Genomic DNA, 23,190 nt, shown 5'->3' with positions numbered 1-23,190 from the left:
CCGCTCTGTCCGGTTGCACTATTTGTGCGGCGACAAAGTCGGAACCGCGCCGGTGAGATATCGATTCGGCGTCTTGATGCGGGAATCAGATGTCGGCGACGGATTGCGAGCAAGGAGAGACCGGCTGGGGCATCTTGGAAGATCTTCCCGGAGATCCCATGATCTGGGTGCTGATCTTCAGCGAGCTCGCCGCCTTCGGCCTGTTTCTTGGCGCCTTCATGGTTGCCCGGGCGATCCATCCCGCGGTGTTCGCGTCAGGGCAGGCTACTCTTGATTCGCATCTTGCCGGGCTCAACACTCTTGTTCTGGTGACCAGCGGCTGGGCCGCGGCGCGCGCCACGGCCTCCGCGCGCGCTTCCCAAAGGCAGACTGCGCGCCGTTGGCTGTTCGGAGCGATGGCGCTCGGCACTCTCTTCATCGCGATCAAGCTGTTCGAATATGCCGGCGAGATCGCTCTAGGAAATGGTCTCGAGACCAGCCCGTTCTTCACGCTGTATTTTCTCCTGACCGGCTTCCATCTTCTGCATGTCGGCCTCGGCATCGTGATTTTGGCGGTAGTTTCCCGGGGTGCCAACGTGACCGGTGTGGAGACGGGAGCCGCCTTCTGGCACATGGTCGATCTGCTGTGGGTCGTCATGTTCCCGATCATTTATCTGGTGCAGCAGTGATTCCGGATCGCATCGATATTACCTGGATCGCGCTGATCGGCCTCGCACTCGCAACCCTTCTGGTTCCACCTCTCGTCGCACGTCCATTGCTCGGGAATGCTCTTCTGCTGACCTTCGCTGCGCTCAAGGGCCGCCGTATCGTGCTCGACTTCCTCGATCTTCGCGCGGCACCGGCGCTCTGGCGCGGTCTCGTCAGCGCCTGGGTTCTCGTCGTCGTGCTGTTCGCCTGGCTCGCATCCGCGATCGTCGCGCTGGTTTGACGGCGGCGCTGCGCATCGTCGCTTTCCTTGCGCTTCGTCAAAGAGCGCCCCACGCCAATCGGCAATAAATCACAGCATCGTATTTCTCCACGGCTCAAACGGAAAGGACTGGCAATGGCTGAACGCCTGACCAAGTCGGCGGCTCGAAACGTCTTCTACGGCGGCTCGGCCTTCTTCTTCGCCATCTTCATCGGACTGACGGCGCACAGCCATTACTACATGGCCACGACCTCCACGGACGCGACGACGCTGACGTCGTCGGTCGCCCGTGGCAAGCATGTCTGGGAGCGCAACTCCTGCATCAACTGTCACACGCTGCTGGGCGAGGGCGCTTATTTCGCGCCTGAAGTCGGCAACGTCTGGGATCGTTGGGGTGGCAAGGAGGATCCGGCCGCTGCACGCGAGACGCTGAAGGCCTGGATGCAATCGCAGCCCTCGGGCGCGCCGGGCCGGCGGCAGATGCCGCAGTTCAACCTCACCGACCAGGAGCTCAATGATCTCGCCGACTTCCTACAATGGACCAGCACGATCAAGCGTCAGAGCTGGCCGCCGAACCAGGCCGGCTGAGCGCGCTGCTTTCTTCTTTCAAGACAGAGAGAACCCGAGATGAAATATCAGACCCAGAAAGTCGCGATGCTGTACTTCTACGGCGCGCTGACCTTGTTCATGGCCCAGGTCCTGTTCGGCCTGCTCGCCGGGACCATCTACGTCCTGCCCAACACGTTGTCGGTGCTGCTGCCGTTCAACATCGTCAGGATGATTCACACCAACGCGCTGATCGTGTGGTCGTTGATCGGCTTCATGGGCGCGACCTACTATCTGCTGCCGGAGGAGACCGAGACGGAGCTGTACAGCCCGCTGCTCGCAAAAATCCAGTTCTGGATGTTCTTCGGAGCCGCAGGCGTGGCGGTGGTCGGCTATCTCTTCCACTATCACGAGGGCCGCGAATTCCTCGAACAGCCTTTCATCATCAAGGTCGGCATCGTCGTCGTCTGCCTGATGTTCCTGTTCAACGTGACCATGACGGCGCTCAAGGGCCGCAAGACCACGGTGACCAACATCCTGCTGTTCGGTTTGTGGGGCGTCGCCATCTTCTTCCTGTTCGCCTTCTACAATCCGGCGAATCTCGCGGTCGACAAGATGTACTGGTGGTACGTCGTCCATCTCTGGGTCGAAGGCGTGTGGGAGCTGATCATGGCCTCCGTGCTCGCCTATCTGATGATCAAGCTCAACGGCATCGACCGCGAAGTCGTGGAGAAGTGGCTCTATGTCATCATCGGTCTTGCGCTGTTCTCCGGCATCCTCGGCACCGGCCATCACTTCTACTGGATCGGCGCACCCGGCTACTGGCAGTGGATCGGCTCGCTGTTCTCCACGCTTGAGGTCGCACCGTTCTTCACCATGGTGATCTTCACCGTGCAGATGACCTGGAAGGCCGGCCGCAAGCATCCGAACCGCGCTGCGCTATTGTGGTCGGTCGGCTGTTCGGTGATGGCGTTCCTGGGTGCGGGCGTCTGGGGTTTCCTGCACACGCTGTCGTCGGTGAACTACTACACCCACGGCACCCAGGTGACCGCCGCGCACGGGCATCTCGCTTTCTTCGGCGCCTATGTGATGCTGAACCTGTCGGTGATGGCGTACGCAATTCCCCAGATCAAGGGGCGTGCGCCCTATAACCAGTGGCTGTCCATGACGAGCTTCTGGATTATGTGCACGGCCATGATGGTGATGACGTTCGCGCTGACCTTCGCAGGAGTGGTCCAGGTCCACCTGCAGCGCGTGCTCGGCCAGGGCTATATGGACGTGCAGGACCAGCTCGCGATGTTCTATTGGGTCCGGCTCGGCTCCGGTGCGTTCGTCGCCATCTCCGCGCTGATGTTCGTCTGGGCGGTGCTCGTGCCCGGCCGCGAGAAGCAGGCGGTCATTCCGGCTGCGCTGCAACCGGCTGAGTAAACAAGAAATGGCGGCCGCGGTTCGCCGCGGCCGCCTGCTTCCTGGAACGTCCGGAGAGACATCATGAAACCTGCCCTTCACACCGTGACCTCGGCGCCCGCGCTCCCGGCCTATGTCGCAAGCGGCAACGAATGCGCGCTGTTCGAGCATGCGTGGCGGAATCAGCTTCCGGTGCTGCTGAAGGGGCCGACCGGCTGCGGCAAGACGCGGTTCGTCGCGCATATGGCCGCGCGGCTGGGCTTGCCGCTTCACACCGTCGCCTGCCACGACGACCTCACCGCGGCCGATCTCACCGGCCGCTACCTGCTGCGGGGCGGCGACACCGTATGGACCGACGGTCCGCTGACCCGCGCCGTGCGCGAGGGCGGTATCTGCTATCTCGACGAAGTCGTGGAGGCGCGCAAGGACGTCACCGTCGTGCTGCATCCGCTCACCGACGACCGTCGCATCCTGCCGCTGGAGCGCACCGGCGAGGAGCTCGTTGCGCCCAAGAGCTTCATGCTCGTGGTCTCCTACAATCCCGGCTATCAGACCTTGCTGAAAGCGCTGAAGCCGTCGACGCGGCAGCGTTTCGTCGCCATTGAGTTCGGCTTCCTGCCTGCCGAGCAGGAGATTGCTGTGGTATCCGCCGAGAGCGGGCTGCCGTTGGATCGCGTGCGGCCATTGGTCATGCTGGCCGGCCGGTTGCGTGCGCTCAAGGGGCACGATCTGGAGGAGGGCGTCTCGACCCGGCTCGTGGTCTATTGTGCGACCCTGATCGCCGCGGGTACGCCAATCGCCGACGCGGTCCTTGCCGGCATGATCGAGCCTTTGACCGATGACGCCGACGTCAAGACGGCGCTGCTGGATGTCGCGCACGCCGTGATCGGGTGAACCATGCTCGACTTCCTCGAACTGGAGGAGACGGTCGGCCGCGCCTGGCACCGGATGGTCGGCGGCACCGCGAGTTATCCGGTTCACGATGATCACGCGGTCTCGCTCACCGAGGTAAGGGGCCGGATTGCTGTCATGTTCCGCGCGCTCGGCGGTGAGACAGGCGTGCAGATCGCGAGCGCAGGCGCACGCAAGTCGGGCCACCGGCTCGGCTGGCGGCAACGCATCGGCCTCGGCGATGAGCGTCTCGAGCAGCCGGGCCGCGACGCCGCAAGCATCTTCCTGCCCGACCGCATCGCGATTTTCCCCGACCGCGCGCTGAACGCCGCGCTCTATCGCTGGCTCGCCGCGTGGTTTGCCGCCGCGCCGGTCGAGGCGATCACGGAAGACGACCCGCTGCGGCGGGATCTTCTTGTGCTGCGCCGGGCGAGCGAGACGGCGGTCTGGGTGCTCACGCAATTTCCCGGGCTCGTTACCGACTATGCGCAACTCGCCGCGGCAACCGCAGGAGCCCGGCCGCAACGCCCCTTGCCGCGCGTCGAGCAGGAGGTCGAGCAGATCGTGTTGGCCCTGCTCGGAGCCGGAAAGGCCCCCGCAGGCCGACTGTGGCCGGCGATGATGGGTACAGGCCCGCTGCCGGACAAGGCGCCACCGGGCTATCGTTCGATTCTGCCGTGTCCGCTCTGGGGCGATTGCTGGACGCGTGAGCTGTCGCCCGTGCATTCCGGAGACGACGAGTGCGCAGCCGGCTCGGAGGCTGTGGCCCAGGACAATCGCAAGCGCTTTGCCGTGCGCGAACGTGAAGACAACGCCAACCGCCGCGATCCCTTCGTGCTCAACCGTTTCGAGAAGATCCTGGCGATGGCCGAGATGGTCAATGTCGACCGCCCGGCCGACGACAGCGACGACGAGGACGCGCAGAAAGCCGCCGACGATCTCGAGGAAATCACGCTCAGCCGCCGTAGCGGCAAGCCGGCGAGCCGCTTCAAATTCGATCTCGACCTGCCGCCGGAAGCGCTCGATGCGTCACGATTGAACGCGGATCTGACCTATCCCGAATGGGATTATCGCAGCGGATCCTATCTGCCCGATCATTGCCGCGTGCTCGCGGGGGAGGCTTCCGAGCGAGGTGAAAGCTGGACGCCTGATGATGCCATGCGCCGTCGCATTCGCCAGGTGCGTCGGCGCTTCGAGGTGTTACGGCCACGTCATGAATTGTTGCGCGCCCAGGCCGACGGACACGACCTCGATCTCGATGCACTCGTGCGCGCGCGGTGCGATTTGCGCGCCGGTAGCAGCAATGGAGGCATGGATCGCGTCCACATGGCGATGCGGCCGCAGGGCCATGATCTGGCCGTCACGCTGCTTGTCGACGTCTCGCTCTCGACGGACGCCTGGGTCGATGGCTATCGCGTGCTCGACGTCGAGAAGGAGGCGCTGCTCGTGCTTGCGCACGGCCTTTCCGCCTGCGGCGACCACCACAACATTCTCACCTTCACCTCGCGCCGCCGAAACTGGGTGCGGCTCGAGACGGTCAAGGCGTTCGGTGAGCCGATGGGTGGAGCGGTGGAGCGTCGCATCGGCGCACTCAAGCCGGGCTATTACACCCGGATCGGCGCCGCGGTGCGACATGCCTCGGCTGAGCTTGCCCGCCAGCCGCAGCGCAAGAAGCTGCTGCTCGTTCTCACCGACGGCAAGCCGAACGATGTCGATCACTACGAGGGGCGCTTTGCGCTCGAGGACACCCGCAAATCCGTGCAGGAAGCGCGCCGGCTCGGCGTCGCCGTGTTCGGCGTGACGGTCGATGCCACCGCGCAGTCCTATTTCCCGACGCTGTTCGGCCGCGGCGGCTACGCCATCGTCGGCAATATCCAGCGGCTGCCGGCTGCGTTACCGGCGATCTATCGGCAGGTGGCCCATTGAACGAGCGGGCTAAAATCCCTTGGGGGCCGCGCCCCTTGTGAACTATTGCCCATCAGGTGGGTATATGATCGAATGACCGGATGGACCAGGGCCGGCCAAAACCCGATCTGATCATCTTTGATTGCGACGGCGTGCTCGTCGATAGCGAGCTGTTGAGCTGTCGTTGCCTGTCCGATGTGCTGGCGGAGTTCGGCTTTCAGCTCAGTGTGGTGCAAGCGCTCGAGCTTTTCCTCGGACGCAGTACGAAGGCGATCGAGCAGCATTATCGTGACCACGGGCAGGTACTGCCCGACGATTTCATTCCGCGCCTGAAGGGGCGCGTGCTGGAGACGTTTTCCGGAGCGCTCCAGCCGATTCCCGGCGTCGACACAGTGCTGTCCGAATTGAAGGCGCCGTGCTGCGTCGCATCGTCGAGCGACCTCGACCGCGTCTCGTTGTCACTTGATGTCACCGGCCTCGCACGGCATTTCGGTGACCGGCTCTACACCGCGCAGATGGTCCGGCATGGCAAGCCGGCGCCGGATCTCTTCCTCCACGCGGCTGAGAAGATGGGCGCCAAACCTGCGCGCACCCTGGTGATCGAGGACAGCGTCAGCGGCGTGCAGGCCGCCAGGGCGGCAGGGATGATGGTCTGGGGATTTGTCGGAGGTGGCCATTACCGTAGCCGCGATGGCCGCGCTATATTGTCCGCCGCCGGGGCCGATCGGGTCTTCGCGCAGATGAGCGATTTCTGGGGGGCGTGAGGCCGCATGGCCGCCGAGAACGAAAAATCGAGACTCGACGACGCCGCGCGTGCCGGCTGGCTCTATTTCATTGCTGGCCACACCCAGGACGAGATCGCAAAGATGCTCCAGGTGTCGCGCGCCTCGGCGCAGCGGCTGGTGTCGCTATGCCTTGCCGAGCGTCTCATCACCTTCCGGCTCGAACACCCGATCGCCGCCTGCATGGAACTGGCGGCGCAGTTGAAGGAGCGGTTTGACCTTAGCCATTGCGAGGTGGTCCCGGCCGATCCTGCAGCACCGCAGGCCACCGCCGGCATCGCCGAACGTTGCGCCAATCTGCTCGACGCGACGCTGCGCTCGGAGACGCCCGTGATCGTAGCGCTCGGCACGGGGCGCGCGGTGCGCGCCGCGGTCGAGCGCGTCACGCCGATCGACCGGCCGAACCATCAGATCGTCTCGTTGGTCGGCAACATCTCCGCGGACGGCTCGGCGAGCTTCTACGACACCGTCGGCCGGCTCGCCGACCGCACCGGCGCGCGGCATTATCCGATGCCGCTGCCGTTCCTGATGTCTTCGGAGGACGAGCGCAACAAGATGGTGCGGATCGAGCCGATCGCCAAGGTGAAGGCCGTGGCTGCCAAGGCCGATTTGCGCCTCGTCGGCATCGGGCAGATGGACCAGAAGGCGCAGATCCACGTCGACGGCTTCGTCACGCGCGATGAATTGTTCGAGATGATGCGGCAGGGCGCCATCGGCGAGATCACCGGCTGGGCCTATGATTCCAAGGGGCGCCTACTCAAGGCCGGCACCAACAAGCGCCTCACCAGCATTCCGCCGGAAGTGCCGGCGAGGACCACGACGATCGGTGCGGCCGTCGGCGCGGCCAAGGTGCCGGCGATCGCGGCGGCGCTGAACGGGGCGCTGATCAACGGCCTGATCACCGACGAGACGACCGCGCGGGCGATCCTGGAGCGCTGAGGCAGGCGGCCGTCCCTCGCCTACGACTGTCATCGTCCGCCTTGTGCGCAGCTGCGCACTGGGGCGAACGATCCAGTACGCCGCAGCCAAGCTTGGGGCAAACCAATAGACGACACGGAGTCCTGGATGCCCCGCTTTCGCGGAGCATGACAGTCGCGAGTGGGGCACGATCTCCCGCACCGCAGCACTCATAAGTTGCTGGAACGCTTGCGAGCCTGCTTGACAAGCGCTGGGCCTCGTCCGAACATACGCTCAACGCGTGGGCATATGCTCAAGAGCGCGGGCTAGGGAGGTCACCGTGAAACACGTTCTGGGCGCCGTCTGCGGCGCGTCCGTATTGCTTGCCGTCCCCGCGATGGCCGAAACGACCCTGACGATCGCCACCGTCAACAACGGCGACATGATCCGCATGCAGGGCCTGACCAGCGAATTCACCAAGGCGAATCCCGACATTTCGGTGAAATGGGTGACGCTCGAGGAGAACGTGCTGCGCCAGCGCGTTACCACCGACATCGCCACCAAAGGTGGCCAGTTCGACGTGCTGACCATCGGCACCTACGAGGTTCCGATCTGGGCCAAGAAGGGCTGGCTGGTGCCGCTCGCCAATCTCGGCGCCGATTACGACGTCGCCGACCTGCTGCCGAAGATCAGGGATGCGGTCTCGGCCGACGGCAAGCTCTATGCCGCGCCGTTCTACGGCGAGAGCTCGATGGTAATGTACCGCACCGATCTGTTCGACAAGGCCGGCCTGAAGATGCCGGAAAAGCCGACCTGGGATTTCGTCATCGACGCCGCCAAGAAGGTGACCGACAAGAGCACCGGCGTCTACGGCATCTGTCTGCGCGGCAAGGCCGGCTGGGGCGAGAACATGGCGTTCCTCTCGGCGATGGCCAATTCTTACGGCGCGCGCTGGTTTGACGAGAAATGGGAGCCGCAATTCAACACACCGGAATGGAAGACGACGCTCACCACCTACGTCAATCTGATGAAGGAGGCCGGACCTCCCGGCGCGAGCTCGAACGGCTTCAACGAGAATCTCGCGCTGTTCAACGCCGGCAAGTGCGGGATGTGGATCGACGCGACGGTCGCGGCTTCCTTTGTCACCAATCCGAAGGATTCCAAGGTCGCCGACAAGGTCGGCTTTGCGCTCGCGCCCAACACCGGGCTCGGCAAGAACGCCAACTGGCTGTGGGCCTGGAGTCTTGCGATCCCTGCCGGCTCGAAGAAAACCGAAGCGGCCGAGAAGTTCGTCGCCTGGGCAACCGGCAAGGATTACACCAAGCTCGTCGCGTCGAAGGAGGGTTGGGCCAACGTGCCGCCGGGCACGCGCACCTCGCTCTACCAGAACCCTGAGTATCTGAAGGCCGCGCCCTTCGCCAAGATGACGCTGGCCTCGATCGACGCGGCCGATCCGAACAAGCCGACCGTGAAGCCGGTGCCTTACGTCGGCGTGCAATATGCTGCGATCCCCGAATTCCAGGGCATCGGCACGCAGGTGGGGCAGCAATTCTCCGCAGCGCTTGCGGGCTCGATGACGGTCGATGCGGCGCTCGCCGCCGCGCAAACGGCGACCGAACGCGAAATGAAGCGCGCCGGTTACATCAAGTAGACCCGAGCTCTCCCTGAGCTCACACTTGCGGCCATCCTCCAACCCCGGATGGATGGCCGCCTTCTTCCTCCAAGCGGAGACGCCAAAGATGGCAACCCGGCAGACGCAATTCCTTGCGCGGTCGCTTCTGACCCCGGCCGTCGGGCTGCTGTTCATCTGGATGATCGTCCCGCTCGCGCTGACGCTCTATTTTTCGACGCTGCACTACAGCCTGCTCGATCCTGGATCGGAATCGTTCGTTGGTCTTGAGAATTTCCGCTACTTCCTCACCGATCCCGCCTTCCTCGCTTCACTCCAGAACACGCTGGTGCTGGTCGGCTCGGTGCTGGGGCTCACGATTCTGCTCGGCATTCCCCTGGCGCTGTTGCTCGATCAGCCCGTGATCGGCCGCAACTTCGTCCGGCTGATGGTGATCGCACCGTTCTTCGTGATGCCGACCGTGAGCGCGCTGGTCTGGAAGAACCTGCTGATGCACCCGGTGTCCGGACTGTTCGCCTGGCTCGCCAAGGTGGTCGGGTTGACGCCGGTCGACTGGTTCAACGACGTGCCACTATTCTCGGTGATCCTGATCGTGGCCTGGCAATGGCTGCCGTTCGCGACGCTGATTCTCCTCACCGCCCTGCAGTCCCTCGACGAGGAGCAGAAGGAGGCGGCCGAAATGGATGGCGCGAGCGCCGTCTCGACCTTCATTTACATCACGCTGCCGCACCTGGCGCGCCCGATCACCGTGGTGATCCTGATCGAGACCATCTTCCTGCTGACGGTGTTCGCGGAGATCTTCGTCACCACCGGCGGCGGGCCGGGCCTGCAAACCACCAACATCGCCTTCCTGATCTATTCACAGGCGCTGATCCAGTTCGACGTCGGCAGCGCTTCCGCAGGTGGTCTCGTCGCTGTGGTGATCGCCAACATCGTCGCCTTCTTCCTCGTCCGCATCGTCGGCCGCAACCTGGAAGCCTGAAATCATGGCGCGCAAGTCAACGACGCAGCGTGTGGTGGTCTCGACGATCGGAGCTTGGTTCTTCGGCTTCCTGATCTTCTTTCCGATCCTCTGGATGGTGCTGGCAAGCTTCAAGACCGAGCTCGAGGCCTTCGCCATTCCGCCATCGTTCCTGTTCTTCCATTGGACCACGGAGAACTACGCCACGGTGCAGGAGCGCAGCGATTACCTGCTGCATGCCATGAACTCGATCATCATCGCCGGCGGCTCAACGCTGATTGCGCTGCTGATTGCAATCCCTGCGGCCTGGTCGATGGCGTTCTCGCCGACCAAGCGCACCAAGGACATCCTGCTCTGGATGCTCTCGACCAAGATGATGCCGCCGGTCGGCGTGCTGGTGCCGATCTACCTGATCTACAAGACCTTCGGTCTGCTCGATTCCCGCATCGGGCTTGTCTTCATTCTCTGCCTCGGCAATCTGCCGATCGTGATCTGGATGCTCTTCACCTATTTCAAGGAGATCCCGCGCGACATCCTGGAAGCCGCGCGTATGGACGGCGCCACCATCGGCCGCGAGCTCGTCTATGTGCTGACGCCGATGGCGATCCCGGGCCTTGCGTCGACCTTGCTGCTCAATCTGATCCTGGCCTGGAACGAGGCGTTCTGGACGCTCAATTTGTCGACCTCGAATGCCGCGCCGCTCACCACTTTCATCGCGTCCTATTCCAGTCCGGAAGGACTGTTCTGGGCCAAGCTATCGGCGGCCTCGACGCTGGCGATCGCGCCCATTCTCGTCCTCGGTTGGTTCAGCCAGAAGCAGCTCGTGCGTGGGCTGACCTTCGGCGCGGTGAAGTAAAAGGGGCTGCCGGATCATGGGTCAGATCACACTTCAGGGCGTACAAAAATCCTTCGGCCCCGTGCACATCATCAAGGGCGCCGATCTCGAAATTGCCGACGGCTCCTTCGTCGTCTTCGTCGGTCCCTCCGGCTGCGGCAAGACCACGCTGCTACGATTGATCGCGGGGCTCGAGGACGTCACCGGCGGCAGCATCCTGATCGATGGCAAGAACGTCGTCGACACGCCGCCTGCCAAGCGCGGGCTGTCGATGGTGTTCCAGTCTTACGCGCTCTATCCGCATATGAGCGTGCGCGGCAATATCGGCTTCGGCCTGAAGATGGCGGGATTGCGCAAGGACGAGATCAACCGCAAGGTCGAGGCCGCCGCTGCAACGCTCAACCTCACGCCCTATCTCGAGCGCAAGCCACGCGAGCTCTCCGGCGGCCAGCGCCAGCGCGTCGCCATCGGCCGCGCCATCGTGCGCGAACCCAAGGCGTTCCTGTTCGACGAGCCGCTGTCCAATCTCGACGCTGCGCTGCGCGTGCAGATGCGCATCGAGGTGACACGGCTGCAGAAGCAGCTCGGCACCACCGCGATCTACGTCACCCATGACCAGGTCGAGGCCATGACCATGGCCGACAAGATCGTCGTGCTCAACGGCGGCAAGATCGAGCAATACGGTTCGCCGCTGGAGCTGTATGAGCGGCCCGCCAATCTCTTCGTCGCCGGCTTCATCGGCTCGCCCAAGATGAATCTCGTCACCGGCGACAGCGCTGCGCAGAAGGGTGCGGCCACGATCGGCGTGCGGCCGGAGCATCTCAAGATCGATCGTGACGGCACCGGCGGCTGGCAAGGCACGATCGCGGTTGCCGAGCATCTCGGTAGCGACACCTTTCTCTACGTCGATGCCGGGCCGCTCGGGATGCTGACCGCACGCTACATCGGCGAATTGAGCCTGCATGCCGGCGATCGTGTGTCGCTGGTGCCGGACCCCGCCCGCATTCACCGCTTTGACGCGAGCGGCAACGCGCTTCGGAACTAACAAGAAACGGCAAGACAACGGAAAGACGACCATGTACCTGGAAAAGTTCAAGCTGAGCGGCAAGACCGCGTTCATCACCGGCGGTGGCCAGGGCATTGGCCTGGCCTGCGCCGAAGCGCTGGCCGAAGCCGGTGCCAAGGTCATCATCGGCGACCGCGACAGCAAGGTCGCCGGCGATGCCAAGGCCAGCCTGAAGGCAAAGGGTTTTGACATCGAGACCGCGATCATGGACGTCACTGACACCAAGCGCGTGGGGGAGGTCGCGAACGACCTCATCGCCCGCCACGGCAAGGTCGATATCCTCGTCAACAATGCCGGCATTGCGCGCAGCGAGACGCCGGCCGAGACCGTCACCGACGAGCACTGGCTCAACGTCATCGACGTCAACCTCAACGGCACCTTCTGGTGCTGCCGCGAGTTCGGCAAGCACATGCTGAAGGCCAAGAGCGGCGCCATCGTCAATGTCGGCTCGATGTCCGGCTTCATCGTCAACAAGCCGCAGGAACAGTGCTTCTACAATGCCTCCAAGGCCGGCGTGCACCATCTGACCAAGTCGCTCGCCGCCGAATGGGGCGCGCGCGGCATCCGCGTCAATGCGGTAGCCCCGACTTATATCGAGACGCCGCTCAACGCATTCGTGAAGAGCAACGCCAAGATGTACGACGCCTGGATCGGTGGAACTCCGATGGCGCGGATGGGGCAGGTCGAGGAAATCGCCTCGGTGGTGCTGTTTCTGGCTTCCGAGGCCGCCAGCCTGATGACCGGCAGCATCGTGCTGGTGGATGGCGGCTACACTTGCTGGTAGGCTTGCGTCGAAATTGACGGAAGCGACCGGGAGCGACAATGCCGCGAGCGTATATCGGCGTCGACGTGGGGACCACGAGCACGCGGGCAGGGGTGTTTGACGGGGCGGGCACGCTGCTTGCGACCGCCAAGCATCCGATCCGGATCTGGCAGGAGGCCGGCGACATCGTCGAGCAGTCGTCGCAGGACATCTGGGAGGCCTGTGTCAAATCGGTGCGGGCAGCGATGGCCGAGGCGGCGATTGCGCCGGACAGCGTCGGCGGCATCGGCTTCGATGCGACCTGTTCCCTGGTGGTGCTCGATATCAAGGGTGAGCCGGTCACGGTCAGCGCCTCCGGCGACAAGCAGCGCAACGTCATCGTCTGGATGGATCATCGCGCCGTCGCGGAGGCCCGTCTCATCAACGAAACTTCCGACATTGTGCTGCGCTATGTCGGCGGTTCGATCTCGCCCGAGATGGAGATGCCAAAACTGTTGTGGCTGAAGCGGCATCTGCGCGCGAGCTTCGACGCGGCCGGACACTTTTTCGATCTGGCGGATTATCTGACCTGGCGCGCCACCGGCTCGCTCCAGCGCTCGACCTGCACCGTCACCTGCAAATGGAACTATCTCGCGCATGATGGCGGCGGCTGGAGTGCCCCGTTCTTCAAGCGCATCGGCCTGTCCGACTTCGTCAACGAGAACTACGCCCGCATCGGCACCAAGATCGTCGCGCCCGGCACGCGGCTCGGCTCGGGTCTCATCCGCACGGCCGCCGCCGATCTCGGTCTCTCTCCGGGAACGCCGGTGGGTGCGTCCTTGATCGACGCTCATGCCGGCGGCATCGGCGCGATCGGGGGGCGAGACGGATCGGGCGGAGCCGCCGATGTCAGCGATCGGCTCGCTTATATCATGGGTACGTCGGCCTGCATCATGGCGACGACGAAGGAGCCCTGCTTCGTGCCTGGCGTCTGGGGTCCCTATTATTCCGGCATGGTGCCGGACTTCTGGCTCAACGAGGGCGGCCAGTCAGCCGCGGGCGCGGCGATCGACCATCTCCTCAAGTCGCATCCCGGCCATGCGGAAGCGAGTGCCGCGGCGCGCAGCGAGGGCGTCGACCTCATCGAGTTTCTCGAGCGCCGCATCATCGCACGCGCCGGCGATGCCAGCCGCGCTGCGCTGCTGGCGCGCGATGTCCACGTGCTCCCTGAGTTCATCGGCAACCGCTCGCCCTATGCCGACCCCGATACCCGTGCGGTGATCGCGGGCCTCGATCTCGATACGGACGTCAGCTCGATGGAGCGGCTGTTCGTCGCGGGTCTGTGCGGGCTCGCCTATGGCCTCGCCGAGGTGATCGAAGCCTTTGCCGCACATGATGTGCATGCTGGCATCATGATCATGGGCGGCGGCGCGAGCCGTAGTCCCTTGGTGCGGCAGATCATGGCTGACACCACAGGCCTCACCGTCGCGCTGCCGCAGACCAAGGAGCCGGTACTGCTGGGGGGCGCGATGCTTGGCGCAGTCGCGGGCGGCGCCTATGCCTCGATCGGCGAGACCATGGCCAAGATGTCGGCGCTCGGACGCAAGAGCGAGCCGACCGCGCCCGACATGGCGGAATTTCACACCAGGAAGCGCGAGGTCTATAAGTTGTTGCGCGAGGTCGATCGCGGCAGTCGCGCGGCGATGCGCGACATCGTCAAGGGCTAAGAGATATGCTGATTTCCTGCGGCGATGCGCTGATCGATTTCGTGCCGACGAAGAACGTTGATGGACGCGAAGCCGTGATGCCGGCGGTCGGCGGCTCTTGTCTCAACGTCGCCATCGGCATCGCGCGGCTCGGCGCCCCGACCGGGTTTGTCGGCGGGATCTCGACCGACCTGTTCGGGCGCATGATCGCCGACCATGCCGCTGCCTCGAACGTCCAGCTGGGCCTCGCCACCCGCAGCGACTATCAGACCACGCTCGCCTTCGTCCGCATTGTCGCCGGCGAGTCACATTACGCCTTCTATGACGCCGAGACCGCGACGCGGAATTGGACTTTTCGGCGCGGCACCATCCCGTTCGGTGCAGTCGAAGCTGTCCATGTCGGCTCGACCACGCTGGTCAATGACCAGGGCGCCGCCGAAACAACGGCGCTGATCGCGGACGCGAAGGCCTCGTCTACGATATCCTTCGACCCGAACTGCCGCCCCAATCTCGTCAAGGACAAGCCGGCTTATCTCGCGCGCATGGCCGAATTCGCCGCCGGCGCCGATCTCATCAAGATGTCGGATGTCGACTTCGCTTATCTCTTCGGCGAGGAGCCGTATCAGCAGCGCGCAAGGGCGCTGCTGGGGCAGGGCACAAGTCTTGTCGTCATCACCCGCGGCAACGACGGCGCCATCGCTTGGCATCCAAAGGCAGGGCAGATCGAGGTTGAGGCGCCGAAAATAGAGGTCGCCGACACCATCGGCGCCGGTGACAGCTTTCAGGCGGCGTTGCTGTTTGCTCTGCACAAGCAGGGGCGTCTCGCCCGGCAGCAACTCAAGGACATCGGTACTGATGAACTCCGCCGCGCGCTGTCCTTTGCCGCCAATTGCGCTGGTCTGACCTGCACGCGACCGGGTGCTGATCCGCCCTGGAGCCGCGAGATCAGCTGGAGCTGGTAGGCGGCCTCACAGCCGCGCGACGACTTTCTCGGCGCATTTCAGAAATTTGGGGATCAGCGGGCTTTGGGAGTCCCGCCGCCAGCACACTGCGATGTCGATGCGATCGGCGGCCTCCCGCAGCGGCCGGAACACGATGCCGCGCGGGGCCCCGAGCTTGGCGCAGGCTGGCAGGATCGCAAGCCCTTCGCCGGCGAGAACCAAGCTCATCGCCGAATGCGCCGTCTCCACGCGGCTTGCGATCGGCATCACGATCTGATGCCGTCGCAGCAGGGCCGCGACGGCGGAAGAGGCTGGGTCCCGCTCCGGTGGCGGCAGCGCAATTAGCGGACGTCCCTGCAACCGTGTCATCGGCACGGCGCCGAGACGCGCGAGCGGCGAACGGTTCGGCATCGCCAGCATGAAGCGTTGCGCGCCGATCAGGGCCACCTGGATTTCAGGGTGGTGGATCGCCGGCATGCATAGCGCGACCGTGACGCTGCGGTCGAGCAGCCGCGCCTCGCGCGTCGATGCGCTGAGATCGACGAAATCGATATCGACGCCGGGAATGGATCGCCGCAGTTCGGGGATCAATCGCGGCAGCACGGCGTTCGCCAACACGAACATGTAGCCGACCGAGATCCGACCGCGCCGCCCGGCTGCGACCGCACGCGCGGCCTCGATGCCGTCGGCCGCCAGCGCCAGCGCCTCGCCGGCACGCGCCAACAGCGCCTGGCCCGCGTCCGTAAGCTCCATGCCGCGTGTGCCGCGGTGGAACAGCGGCGCGCCGACTTCGGCCTCGAGCTTGCGGATCTGGACCGAGAGCGGCGGTTGCGCCATCCGCAGCCGCTCGGCAGCCTTGCCGACGCTGCGAGCCTCGGCCACTGCGGCGAAATAGCGGAGACGGCGAAGATCTATAGGCATACCGAAACCGTATGGGTTTACGACCAAAATCGTATTGGACGGCGAGTTAACAAAACTGTCATTCTCGCTGTCAATGCATGAGGCCAATGAGGGCCGCTTCGGAGCACGATCTGACGATGAATGGCGATCCCTGCCTGCTGTCCGCGACCGAATTGCGTCCTCTGATTGCGAATAAGCAGATTTCCCCCGTCGAAATCACCCGCGCCGTGCTCGCGCGCGCCGAGGCGCTCCAGCCCGAGCTGAATTGCTTCATCACTCTCTGTGGCGACGAGGCGATGGAAGCGGCGCGCTCGGCCGAGCGCAAGGTGATGACGGGCGAGCCGCTCGGCCTGCTGCATGGGCTTCCCGTTACCGTCAAGGACATCGTCAACACCAAGGGTGTGAAGACCACATTCGGGGCCGTTCCCTACAAGGACAACGTCCCCACCGAGGACGCCGTCGCGGTCGCCAAACTGCGCAGCGAGGGCGCAATCCTGATCGGCAAGACCACGACGCCGGAATTTGGCAGCAAGTGCCTGACCGACTCGCCCTTGTTCGGCCGGACTCGTAATGCCTGGAGCGCAGAGCGTTCGTCCGGCGGCTCCAGCGGCGGAGCGGCGGTGGCCGTGGCGAGCGGCATCGCGCCGCTGGCGATCGCGACTGATGGTGGCGGCTCCACGCGCATTCCCGCTGCCTGCAACGGCGTGGTCGGGCTGAAGCAGAGCAGCGGCGTGATCGCGCACAGCCAGGCGCTGGACGCGTTCGGCAACCAGACCTATGTCACCCCGATGACGCGCACCGTCGCCGATACCGCCTTGATGATGCAGGCAATGGCCGGCGAGGATGCCTGCGATCCCTGGTCGATCGGCGTGCCCGTGCCCGATTTTATCGGCACTGCAGCTGCGCGCGGCGACCTGCGCGGGCAGAAAATCCTGTTCTGTGCTTCGCCGCCGGGACGCCCGGTGTCGTCAGACGTTGCCGCGGCCTTCAAGGCGAGTCTCGATCGGCTCGCCAATCTCGGCGCCGAGCTCGAAGAGTTCTCCGGCGAGGGCTACGATGTCGAGCCGATCTGGCGCGCCATCAACCATACCGTCTGGCGCTCGCGCTTTTCGAAGTTGGTGGCCGAACATGGCAGCGCCCTCAGCGAAGCCTTCGTCAAGCAGATCGCGCTGGCGACCAATGTCAGCGGCGTTGACTATCAGGAGGCGATGTTCGCGCGCACGGCGTTGTTCCGTCGCGTGCAATCCCTGCTTGTGCGCGGGCATCTGTTGGCGATGCCGACCATCACCCGCACCGCGCTGCCGGTCGACCAGGACCTGTTCGGCAAAATCGAGATCGATGGCCGGCAGTTCGACAGCGTCCGGCCGCATTGGTTCCCCTGGACCATGCCGTTCAACATGACCGGCCACCCCGCGATCAGTCTGCCCTGCGGCTTCGGCCGCGACGGTCTGCCGATCGGGCTCCAACTCGTCGGGCGCTTTCGCCGTGATGCGGAATTGCTGCGTGCCAGCGCGCTGTTCGAGGCCTCGCACGACCTTCTCGCCCGCCGGCCGGCTTGAGGGGATGACGATGGTCTGCAAAGGACTTGCGTCCGGCGTCCGGACATGTTGATCGTGCCGCTGATGAGCCCTGGGCCCGACCGCGCATGAGCGTATTTGTCCTCCGACGTGTCCTGACATTGCTGGCGACGCTGGTCGGCGCGTCGGTGATCATTTTCCTCGTGCTGGATGCGCTGCCGGGCAATGCTGCGCAGATGCTGATGGGTGCCGATGCGTCGGCCGACGCGGTTCGCGCGCTCACCGTCAAGCTCGGGCTCGATCAGCCGCTCGCGGTCCGCTACCTGCAATGGATCAAGGGCTTCGTGATCGGCGATCTCGGCAATTCCTATGTCTATGGCACGCCGGTCGCGAGTTTGATCGCGGAGCGGCTGGTGTTGACCATTCCGCTCGCGATCATGTCGATGCTGCTCACGGTGGTGCTGGCGCTCTCGGCCGGCATCTACACCGCGGCCAATCACAATAAGCTCGGCGACGTCGGCGTGATGTCGCTAACCCAGATTGGCATCGCACTGCCGAACTTCTGGTTCGCGATCCTGCTGGTCCTGCTGTTCGCCGTGCGGTTGCAGTGGCTCTCCGCCGGCGGCTTTGCCGGCTGGGACGACGGCATCTGGCCCGGCGTCAAATCGCTGCTGCTGCCATCGATTTCGCTCGCCGTGGTGCAGGCCGCGATTCTGGCCCGCGTCACTCGCTCGGCGGTCCTCGAGGTGCTGCGCGAAGACTTCGTCCGTACCGCGCGCGCAAAGGGGCTCGGCAAGCGAGAGGTGCTGTGGAGCCATGTGCTGCGCAACGCCATGATCCCCGTGATGACGGTCATGGGCCTGCAATTCGCCAATCTGCTCGCCGGCACCATCGTGATCGAGAACGTGTTTTATCTGCCGGGGCTCGGGCGGCTGATCTTCCAGTCGATTGCCAACCGCGACCTGATCGTGGTGCGCAATTGCGTGATGCTGCTCGCGGCCATGGTCGTCATCGTCAATTTCGTGGTCGACGTGCTCTATGCTTTCATCGATCCCCGCATCAAGGTGCACGACCTGTGAGCGCGCAGCTTTCCACTCCGGTTGACGCGCCGGCCGCAACGCGTCTCTTGCCGGCTCGGACCTTCTGGGGCCGCGCGCTGCGCCATCGCAGCTTCGTGTTGGGCGGCGCGCTCAGCCTGCTGGTGGTCGCCTCGGCGCTGCTGTCGCTGGTGTGGACGCCGTGGCCGCCTACCGAGATTGACATCGCATCGAAACTCAGGCCCCCCTCGGCGGCGCACTGGCTCGGCACTGACTCTTTCGGCCGCGACATCGTCTCGCTGCTGCTGGCGGGCGCGCGATCGACCATCCTGGTCGGCATCATCGCGGTCAGCATCGGGCTTACCTTCGGCGTCTGCCTCGGCCTGATCGCGTCGGCCAAGCGCGGCTGGACCGAAGAGATCATCATGCGCTTCTCCGATTTCACCTTCGCCTTTCCGGCGGTGCTCTCGGCGATCATGCTGGCCGCGGTCGCAGGGCCGGGCATGGTGACTTCGATCATCGCGATCGGCATTTTCCAGATCCCGACCTTGACGCGCCTGACGCGCGGCTCGGCCAATGCGATCTGGGCGCGCGAATTCGTGCTGGCTGCGCGGGCCTCGGGCAAGGGCGCCTTCCGCATCACCATCGAGCACGTCCTGCCGAACATCCTGTCGATCCTGATCGTGCAGGCGACCATCCAGTTCGCGCTCGCGATCCTCGCCGAAGCTGCGCTTTCTTATCTTGGCCTCGGCACGCAACCGCCGCAGCCGTCCTGGGGCCGCATGCTGAATGACGCGCAGACCATGCTGTTCCAGTCGCCGATGCTCGCGGTCTATCCGGGTGCGGCGATCGCGATCGCCGTACTCGGCCTCAATTTGCTCGGCGACGGACTGCGCGATTTGCTCGATCCCCGACTGGCGCGGGAGCGATGACGATGGTTGATGCCGTCCCCCTGATCGCTGTCGACAATCTCGGCATCCGCCTCAACACCAGCCGCGGCCCGGCGCACGCCGTGCGCGGCGTCAGCTTTGCGCTGAAGCGCGGCGAGACGCTCGGGCTCGTCGGCGAGTCCGGCTGCGGCAAGTCGATCACGGCGCTGTCGCTGATGGGATTGCTGCCGGACAGCGCGGTCGTCACCGGCAGCATCAAGCTCGATGGCAACGAGCTCGCGCGGCTGTCGGATGCGGACTATTGCAAGCTGCGCGGCAATCGCATCAGCATGATCTTCCAGGAGCCGATGACGGCGCTCAACCCGATGCACACGATCGGCCATCAGGTCGCCGAGCCGCTGCGGCGCCACAAGAAATACTCCGCCGCGCAGGCGCGCAGAGAAGCGATCGCCTTGCTCGACCGCGTCGGGTTGCCTGATCCGGCCAAGCGCATCGACGCCTATCCGCACCAGTTCTCCGGCGGCCAGCGCCAGCGCGTCACGATCGCGATGGCGCTTGCCTGTGAGCCGGATCTCTTGATCGCGGACGAGCCGACCACCGCACTCGACGTCACCATTCAGGGCCAGATCCTCGATCTCATCGCTGATCTCGTCGAGGAGCGCGGCATGTCGATGATTTTGATCTCGCATGATCTCGGCGTCATCGCCGAAAACGTGCAGCGCATGATGGTGATGTATGGCGGCACCGTCGTCGAAAGCGGGCCGACCGACGAGGTATTCCGCCGCATGGGCCATCCCTACACGCAAGGCCTGTTCCGCGCCCGTCCGCGGCTCGGCGCGCGCAAGGGGACGCGGCTGAAGACGATCTCGGGCACGGTGCCGGAGCTCGCCGATCTGCCGGCGGGCTGCGCCTTCGGCGATCGCTGTCCGCTGGTCCTGGAAAAATGCCGCGCGGCGCTGCCGCCGATGGTCGAAGTCGGCCCCGGTCATGTCGTGCGCTGCGTGCGCACCGATGTCTCGATCGCCGCGAATGTCGGGGCGCTGTCCGCATGAGCATGGCACCCCTTCTCGACGTCAAAGATCTCGAGCAGCGCTACACGCTGCCGCGCGAGAGCCTGTTTCGTCCGCCCGGTCAGGTACGCGCGCTCAACGGCGTCAGTGTGCAAGTTGCTGCCGGCAAGAGCCTCGGCATCGTCGGCGAATCCGGCTCAGGCAAGTCGACCTTTGCGCGAGTGGTGATGGCGCTGGAGCGGCCGACCGCGGGGCAGGTCACGCTGCTCGGCCGCGACCTCAACCGCATCTCCCCCGATGAATTGCGCCGCGCGCGGCGGGATTTCCAGATGGTCTTTCAGGACCCTTACGGATCGCTCGACCCGCGCCAGACCATCGAGCGGATCGTCGCCGAGCCGCTCACTGTGCTTGACGATGCCGACCGCAATACGTTCCGCGCCCGCGTCGCCGCGGTACTGAAGCAGGTCGGATTGCGCGAAGCGGACATGGACAAATATCCGCATGAGTTCTCGGGCGGCCAGCGCCAGCGCATCGCGATCGCGCGGGCGTTGATCACACAGCCGAAACTGATCGTCGCGGACGAACCGGTCTCCGCACTCGATGTCTCTGTGCAGGCCCAGGTGCTGAACCTGATGCAGGACCTGCAGGAGCAGTTCGGTCTCAGCTACATCCTGATCAGTCACGACCTCGCCGTGGTCGATTATCTCTGCGACGAGGTCGCGGTGATGTATCTCGGTCGTGTCGTCGAGCAGGGGCGTCCCCAAGATCTGTTCGAGCGCTGCGCCCATCCTTATACGCGCGCCCTGCTCGACGCGGTGCCGCGGGCCCGCGCCGGTGGCGGCCGGCGGCGGCGCGGGGCTCAGGCGATCGCCTCGCAATCGGCGGCCGCGACCGGATGCCCCTATGTGGCGCGTTGCCCGCTTGCCGACCAGCATTGCCGCGAGGTTCCGCCCTTGCTACGCAGGGTAGGCGAGGGGCACCTTGCCGCCTGCCACAAGGCGGAGGCCGTGATGGCATTGCCGCAGGTGGCCATGGAAGGTTAGTGTCGGCTGCAGAATTGGCGTAGTCTCAAGAAGACAGAAGAAGGCCGGGGAGTTGGGCATGTTGAAGAAGCTAACGATCGTCGCTTTCGCCGCAGCATTGGCCGCGGCGCCGCTGCCAGTGCTGGCGCAAAGCAAAAAGGACAGCGTCGTCATGGGCATGACGCTGGAGCCGCCGGGGCTCGATCCCACCAACGCCGCGGCTGCCGCGATCGCCGAGGTCACGCTCTACAACATCTACGAGACCCTGACCAAGATCAACGAGGACGGTTCGGTCTCGCCGCTGCTCGCCGAGAGCTGGACCGCCTCGCCCGACTTGAAGACCTATACGTTCAAGCTGCGCAAGGGCGTCAAATTCCAGAACGGCGAAGCCTTCGATTCCGCCGCGGTGAAGTTCTCGTTCGAGCGCAACGCGGCCGCGAACAGCACCAACAAGGACAAGAGCCTGTTCCAGGCCTTCGAGAAGGTCGATGCGCCCGACGCCGGCACGATCGTGATCAGCCTGAAATATCCCGAGCCGAACCTGCCGTTCCTGCTGGGGCAGGCGAGCGGCTCGATCGTGGAGCCGAAGAGCGCAGCGACCAATGTGACGCAGCCGGTCGGCACCGGGCCGTATCAGTTAGGGGCCTGGGTCAAGGGCTCCTCGCTCACGCTCAACAAATGGGCCGACTATCGCAACGCTTCCGCGATCAAGCTGTCCAGGGTGACGATCCGCTTCATCGGCGATCCCGCCGCGCAGATCGCCGCCCTGCTGTCCGGTGACGTCGATGCGTTCCCGCGCGTCACCACCCGCGGCGTTGCGCAGTTCAAGAACGATCCGCGCTTCACGGTGCTGGTCGGCGGCTCCAAGGCCAAGACCATCGTCGCCATCAACGAGAAGAAGAAGCCGCTCGACGACGTGCGGGTGCGCCGCGCGATCCTCGCCGCCATCGACCGCAAGGCATTGATCGACGGCGCGGTCGAAGGTTTTGGCACGCCGATCGGCAGCTTCTACACGCCGGGTTCGCTCGGCTATGTCGACACCACCGGCATCAACCCTTACGATCCCGAGAAGGCCAAGAAGCTGCTCGCCGAGGCCGGCGTTACCACGCCGCTCGAACTCAGCCTGAAGCTGCCGCCGCCCCCCTACGCGCGGCAGGGCGGCGAGATCGTCGCGGCCCAGCTCGCCAAGGTCGGCATCAACGCCAAGATCGAGAACGTCGAATGGGCGCAGTGGCTGTCGCAGGTGTTCGCTCCCAACGGGCCGCACAATTACGACCTCACCATCGTCAGCCATGTCGAGCCGTTCGACCTCGTCAAGGTGACTGAGCCGGACTACTACCTCGGCTACAACAATGAGGCGTTCAACGCGCTCTACAAGCAGATCGTGTCGACGCCTGATGAGGCCGGCCGCGCAAAGCTGCTTGGCGATGCCCAGCGCATGCTGGCCACCGACGCCGTCTCCGCCTACCTGTTCCAGCCGCAATGGCCGACCGTGATCAACAAGAAGCTGAAGGGCGTCTGGAAGGAAGTCCCGCAGTTCGAGAACGACTTCTCGGCCTGGTCCTGGGAATAGGGATCGCTCGATCAAGTCGACCTGG

At 64.6% G+C, this 23,190-nt stretch carries 22 protein-coding genes; 21 read left to right on the top strand and 1 reads right to left on the bottom strand.

Annotation, left to right across the window (positions count from 1 at the left end):
* The first annotated feature begins 89 nt into the window (after window positions 1-89).
* From ACWAT4_RS26960 to ACWAT4_RS26890, 15 genes are all read left to right on the top strand, one after another.
* Window positions 90-668, top strand: coding sequence for a cytochrome c oxidase subunit 3 family protein (locus ACWAT4_RS26960; RefSeq protein ID WP_212300504.1), 579 nt, complete (start codon window positions 90-92; stop codon window positions 666-668).
* Window positions 668-928 carry a cytochrome C oxidase subunit IV family protein gene (locus ACWAT4_RS26955; protein ID WP_449731269.1) on the top strand — a complete coding sequence of 87 codons (261 nt, stop codon included), beginning with the start codon at window positions 668-670 and terminating at the stop codon, window positions 926-928. The genes ACWAT4_RS26960 and ACWAT4_RS26955 overlap by 1 nt, the downstream gene beginning before the upstream one ends.
* Window positions 929-1,042: 114 nt before the next feature.
* Window positions 1,043-1,495 (top strand): c-type cytochrome, encoded by a 453-nt coding sequence (locus ACWAT4_RS26950; RefSeq protein ID WP_212300505.1) that lies wholly within the window; start codon window positions 1,043-1,045, stop codon window positions 1,493-1,495.
* A 39-nt stretch (window positions 1,496-1,534) separates the two neighbouring features.
* Window positions 1,535-2,881 carry a cbb3-type cytochrome c oxidase subunit I gene (locus tag ACWAT4_RS26945; protein WP_212300506.1) on the top strand — a complete coding sequence of 449 codons (1,347 nt, stop codon included), beginning with the start codon at window positions 1,535-1,537 and terminating at the stop codon, window positions 2,879-2,881.
* 63 nt (window positions 2,882-2,944) lie between these two features.
* On the top strand, window positions 2,945-3,754 hold the full coding sequence (locus ACWAT4_RS26940) for a CbbQ/NirQ/NorQ/GpvN family protein (RefSeq protein WP_449728507.1): 810 nt from the start codon (window positions 2,945-2,947) through the stop codon (window positions 3,752-3,754).
* A gap of 3 nt (window positions 3,755-3,757) precedes the next feature.
* A complete protein-coding gene (locus tag ACWAT4_RS26935; protein WP_449728506.1) occupies window positions 3,758-5,677 on the top strand; it encodes a nitric oxide reductase activation protein NorD in 1,920 nt (639 codons plus the stop codon).
* A gap of 80 nt (window positions 5,678-5,757) precedes the next feature.
* Window positions 5,758-6,420 carry an HAD family hydrolase gene (locus tag ACWAT4_RS26930; RefSeq protein WP_212300509.1) on the top strand — a complete coding sequence of 221 codons (663 nt, stop codon included), beginning with the start codon at window positions 5,758-5,760 and terminating at the stop codon, window positions 6,418-6,420.
* Between the two features lie 6 nt (window positions 6,421-6,426).
* A complete protein-coding gene (locus ACWAT4_RS26925; RefSeq protein WP_212300510.1) occupies window positions 6,427-7,377 on the top strand; it encodes a sugar-binding transcriptional regulator in 951 nt (316 codons plus the stop codon).
* 355 nt (window positions 7,378-7,732) lie between these two features.
* A complete protein-coding gene (locus ACWAT4_RS26920) occupies window positions 7,733-8,986 on the top strand; it encodes an ABC transporter substrate-binding protein (protein WP_249148870.1) in 1,254 nt (417 codons plus the stop codon).
* An 88-nt stretch (window positions 8,987-9,074) separates the two neighbouring features.
* Entirely contained in the window at window positions 9,075-9,947 is an 873-nt protein-coding gene (locus ACWAT4_RS26915) for a carbohydrate ABC transporter permease (protein ID WP_212300512.1), read from the top strand.
* Between the two features lie 4 nt (window positions 9,948-9,951).
* Window positions 9,952-10,782 (top strand): carbohydrate ABC transporter permease, encoded by an 831-nt coding sequence (locus ACWAT4_RS26910; RefSeq protein WP_212426879.1) that lies wholly within the window; start codon window positions 9,952-9,954, stop codon window positions 10,780-10,782.
* A gap of 16 nt (window positions 10,783-10,798) precedes the next feature.
* A complete protein-coding gene (locus ACWAT4_RS26905; protein ID WP_212300514.1) occupies window positions 10,799-11,806 on the top strand; it encodes an ABC transporter ATP-binding protein in 1,008 nt (335 codons plus the stop codon).
* A gap of 31 nt (window positions 11,807-11,837) precedes the next feature.
* Window positions 11,838-12,611, top strand: coding sequence for an SDR family NAD(P)-dependent oxidoreductase (locus tag ACWAT4_RS26900; RefSeq protein WP_212300515.1), 774 nt, complete (start codon window positions 11,838-11,840; stop codon window positions 12,609-12,611).
* Window positions 12,612-12,649: 38 nt separating this feature from the next.
* Window positions 12,650-14,296, top strand: a complete 1,647-nt coding sequence (locus ACWAT4_RS26895) for an FGGY-family carbohydrate kinase (RefSeq protein ID WP_449728505.1) — start codon at window positions 12,650-12,652, stop codon at window positions 14,294-14,296.
* Between the two features lie 5 nt (window positions 14,297-14,301).
* On the top strand, window positions 14,302-15,237 hold the full coding sequence (locus tag ACWAT4_RS26890; protein ID WP_449728504.1) for a carbohydrate kinase family protein: 936 nt from the start codon (window positions 14,302-14,304) through the stop codon (window positions 15,235-15,237).
* A 6-nt stretch (window positions 15,238-15,243) separates the two neighbouring features.
* Here the strand turns inward: ACWAT4_RS26890 and ACWAT4_RS26885 are convergent, their stop codons facing one another.
* On the bottom strand, window positions 15,244-16,131 hold the full coding sequence (locus ACWAT4_RS26885; protein WP_212426897.1) for a LysR family transcriptional regulator: 888 nt from the start codon (window positions 16,129-16,131) through the stop codon (window positions 15,244-15,246).
* Window positions 16,132-16,253: 122 nt separating this feature from the next.
* Between ACWAT4_RS26885 and ACWAT4_RS26880 the strand changes: the two genes are divergently transcribed.
* From ACWAT4_RS26880 to ACWAT4_RS26855, 6 genes are all read left to right on the top strand, one after another.
* A complete protein-coding gene (locus tag ACWAT4_RS26880) occupies window positions 16,254-17,675 on the top strand; it encodes an amidase (protein WP_449731268.1) in 1,422 nt (473 codons plus the stop codon).
* Window positions 17,676-17,761: 86 nt separating this feature from the next.
* A complete protein-coding gene (locus tag ACWAT4_RS26875; RefSeq protein ID WP_212300518.1) occupies window positions 17,762-18,712 on the top strand; it encodes an ABC transporter permease in 951 nt (316 codons plus the stop codon).
* Window positions 18,709-19,602, top strand: coding sequence for an ABC transporter permease (locus ACWAT4_RS26870; protein WP_212444067.1), 894 nt, complete (start codon window positions 18,709-18,711; stop codon window positions 19,600-19,602). Before ACWAT4_RS26875 ends, ACWAT4_RS26870 begins: the two co-directional genes overlap by 4 nt.
* 2 nt (window positions 19,603-19,604) lie before the next feature.
* On the top strand, window positions 19,605-20,612 hold the full coding sequence (locus ACWAT4_RS26865) for an ABC transporter ATP-binding protein (RefSeq protein WP_449728503.1): 1,008 nt from the start codon (window positions 19,605-19,607) through the stop codon (window positions 20,610-20,612).
* Window positions 20,609-21,613 (top strand): ABC transporter ATP-binding protein, encoded by a 1,005-nt coding sequence (locus tag ACWAT4_RS26860; protein WP_212300520.1) that lies wholly within the window; start codon window positions 20,609-20,611, stop codon window positions 21,611-21,613. Before ACWAT4_RS26865 ends, ACWAT4_RS26860 begins: the two co-directional genes overlap by 4 nt.
* A 58-nt stretch (window positions 21,614-21,671) precedes the next feature.
* Entirely contained in the window at window positions 21,672-23,165 is a 1,494-nt protein-coding gene (locus tag ACWAT4_RS26855; RefSeq protein ID WP_449728502.1) for an ABC transporter substrate-binding protein, read from the top strand.
* Window positions 23,166-23,190: the final 25 nt, after the last annotated feature.

Source organism: Bradyrhizobium sp. T-1 (assembly GCF_053592855.1).
Note: the sequence above shows the minus strand (reverse complement) of the source record. Positions and strands in the feature narration are given on the sequence as shown.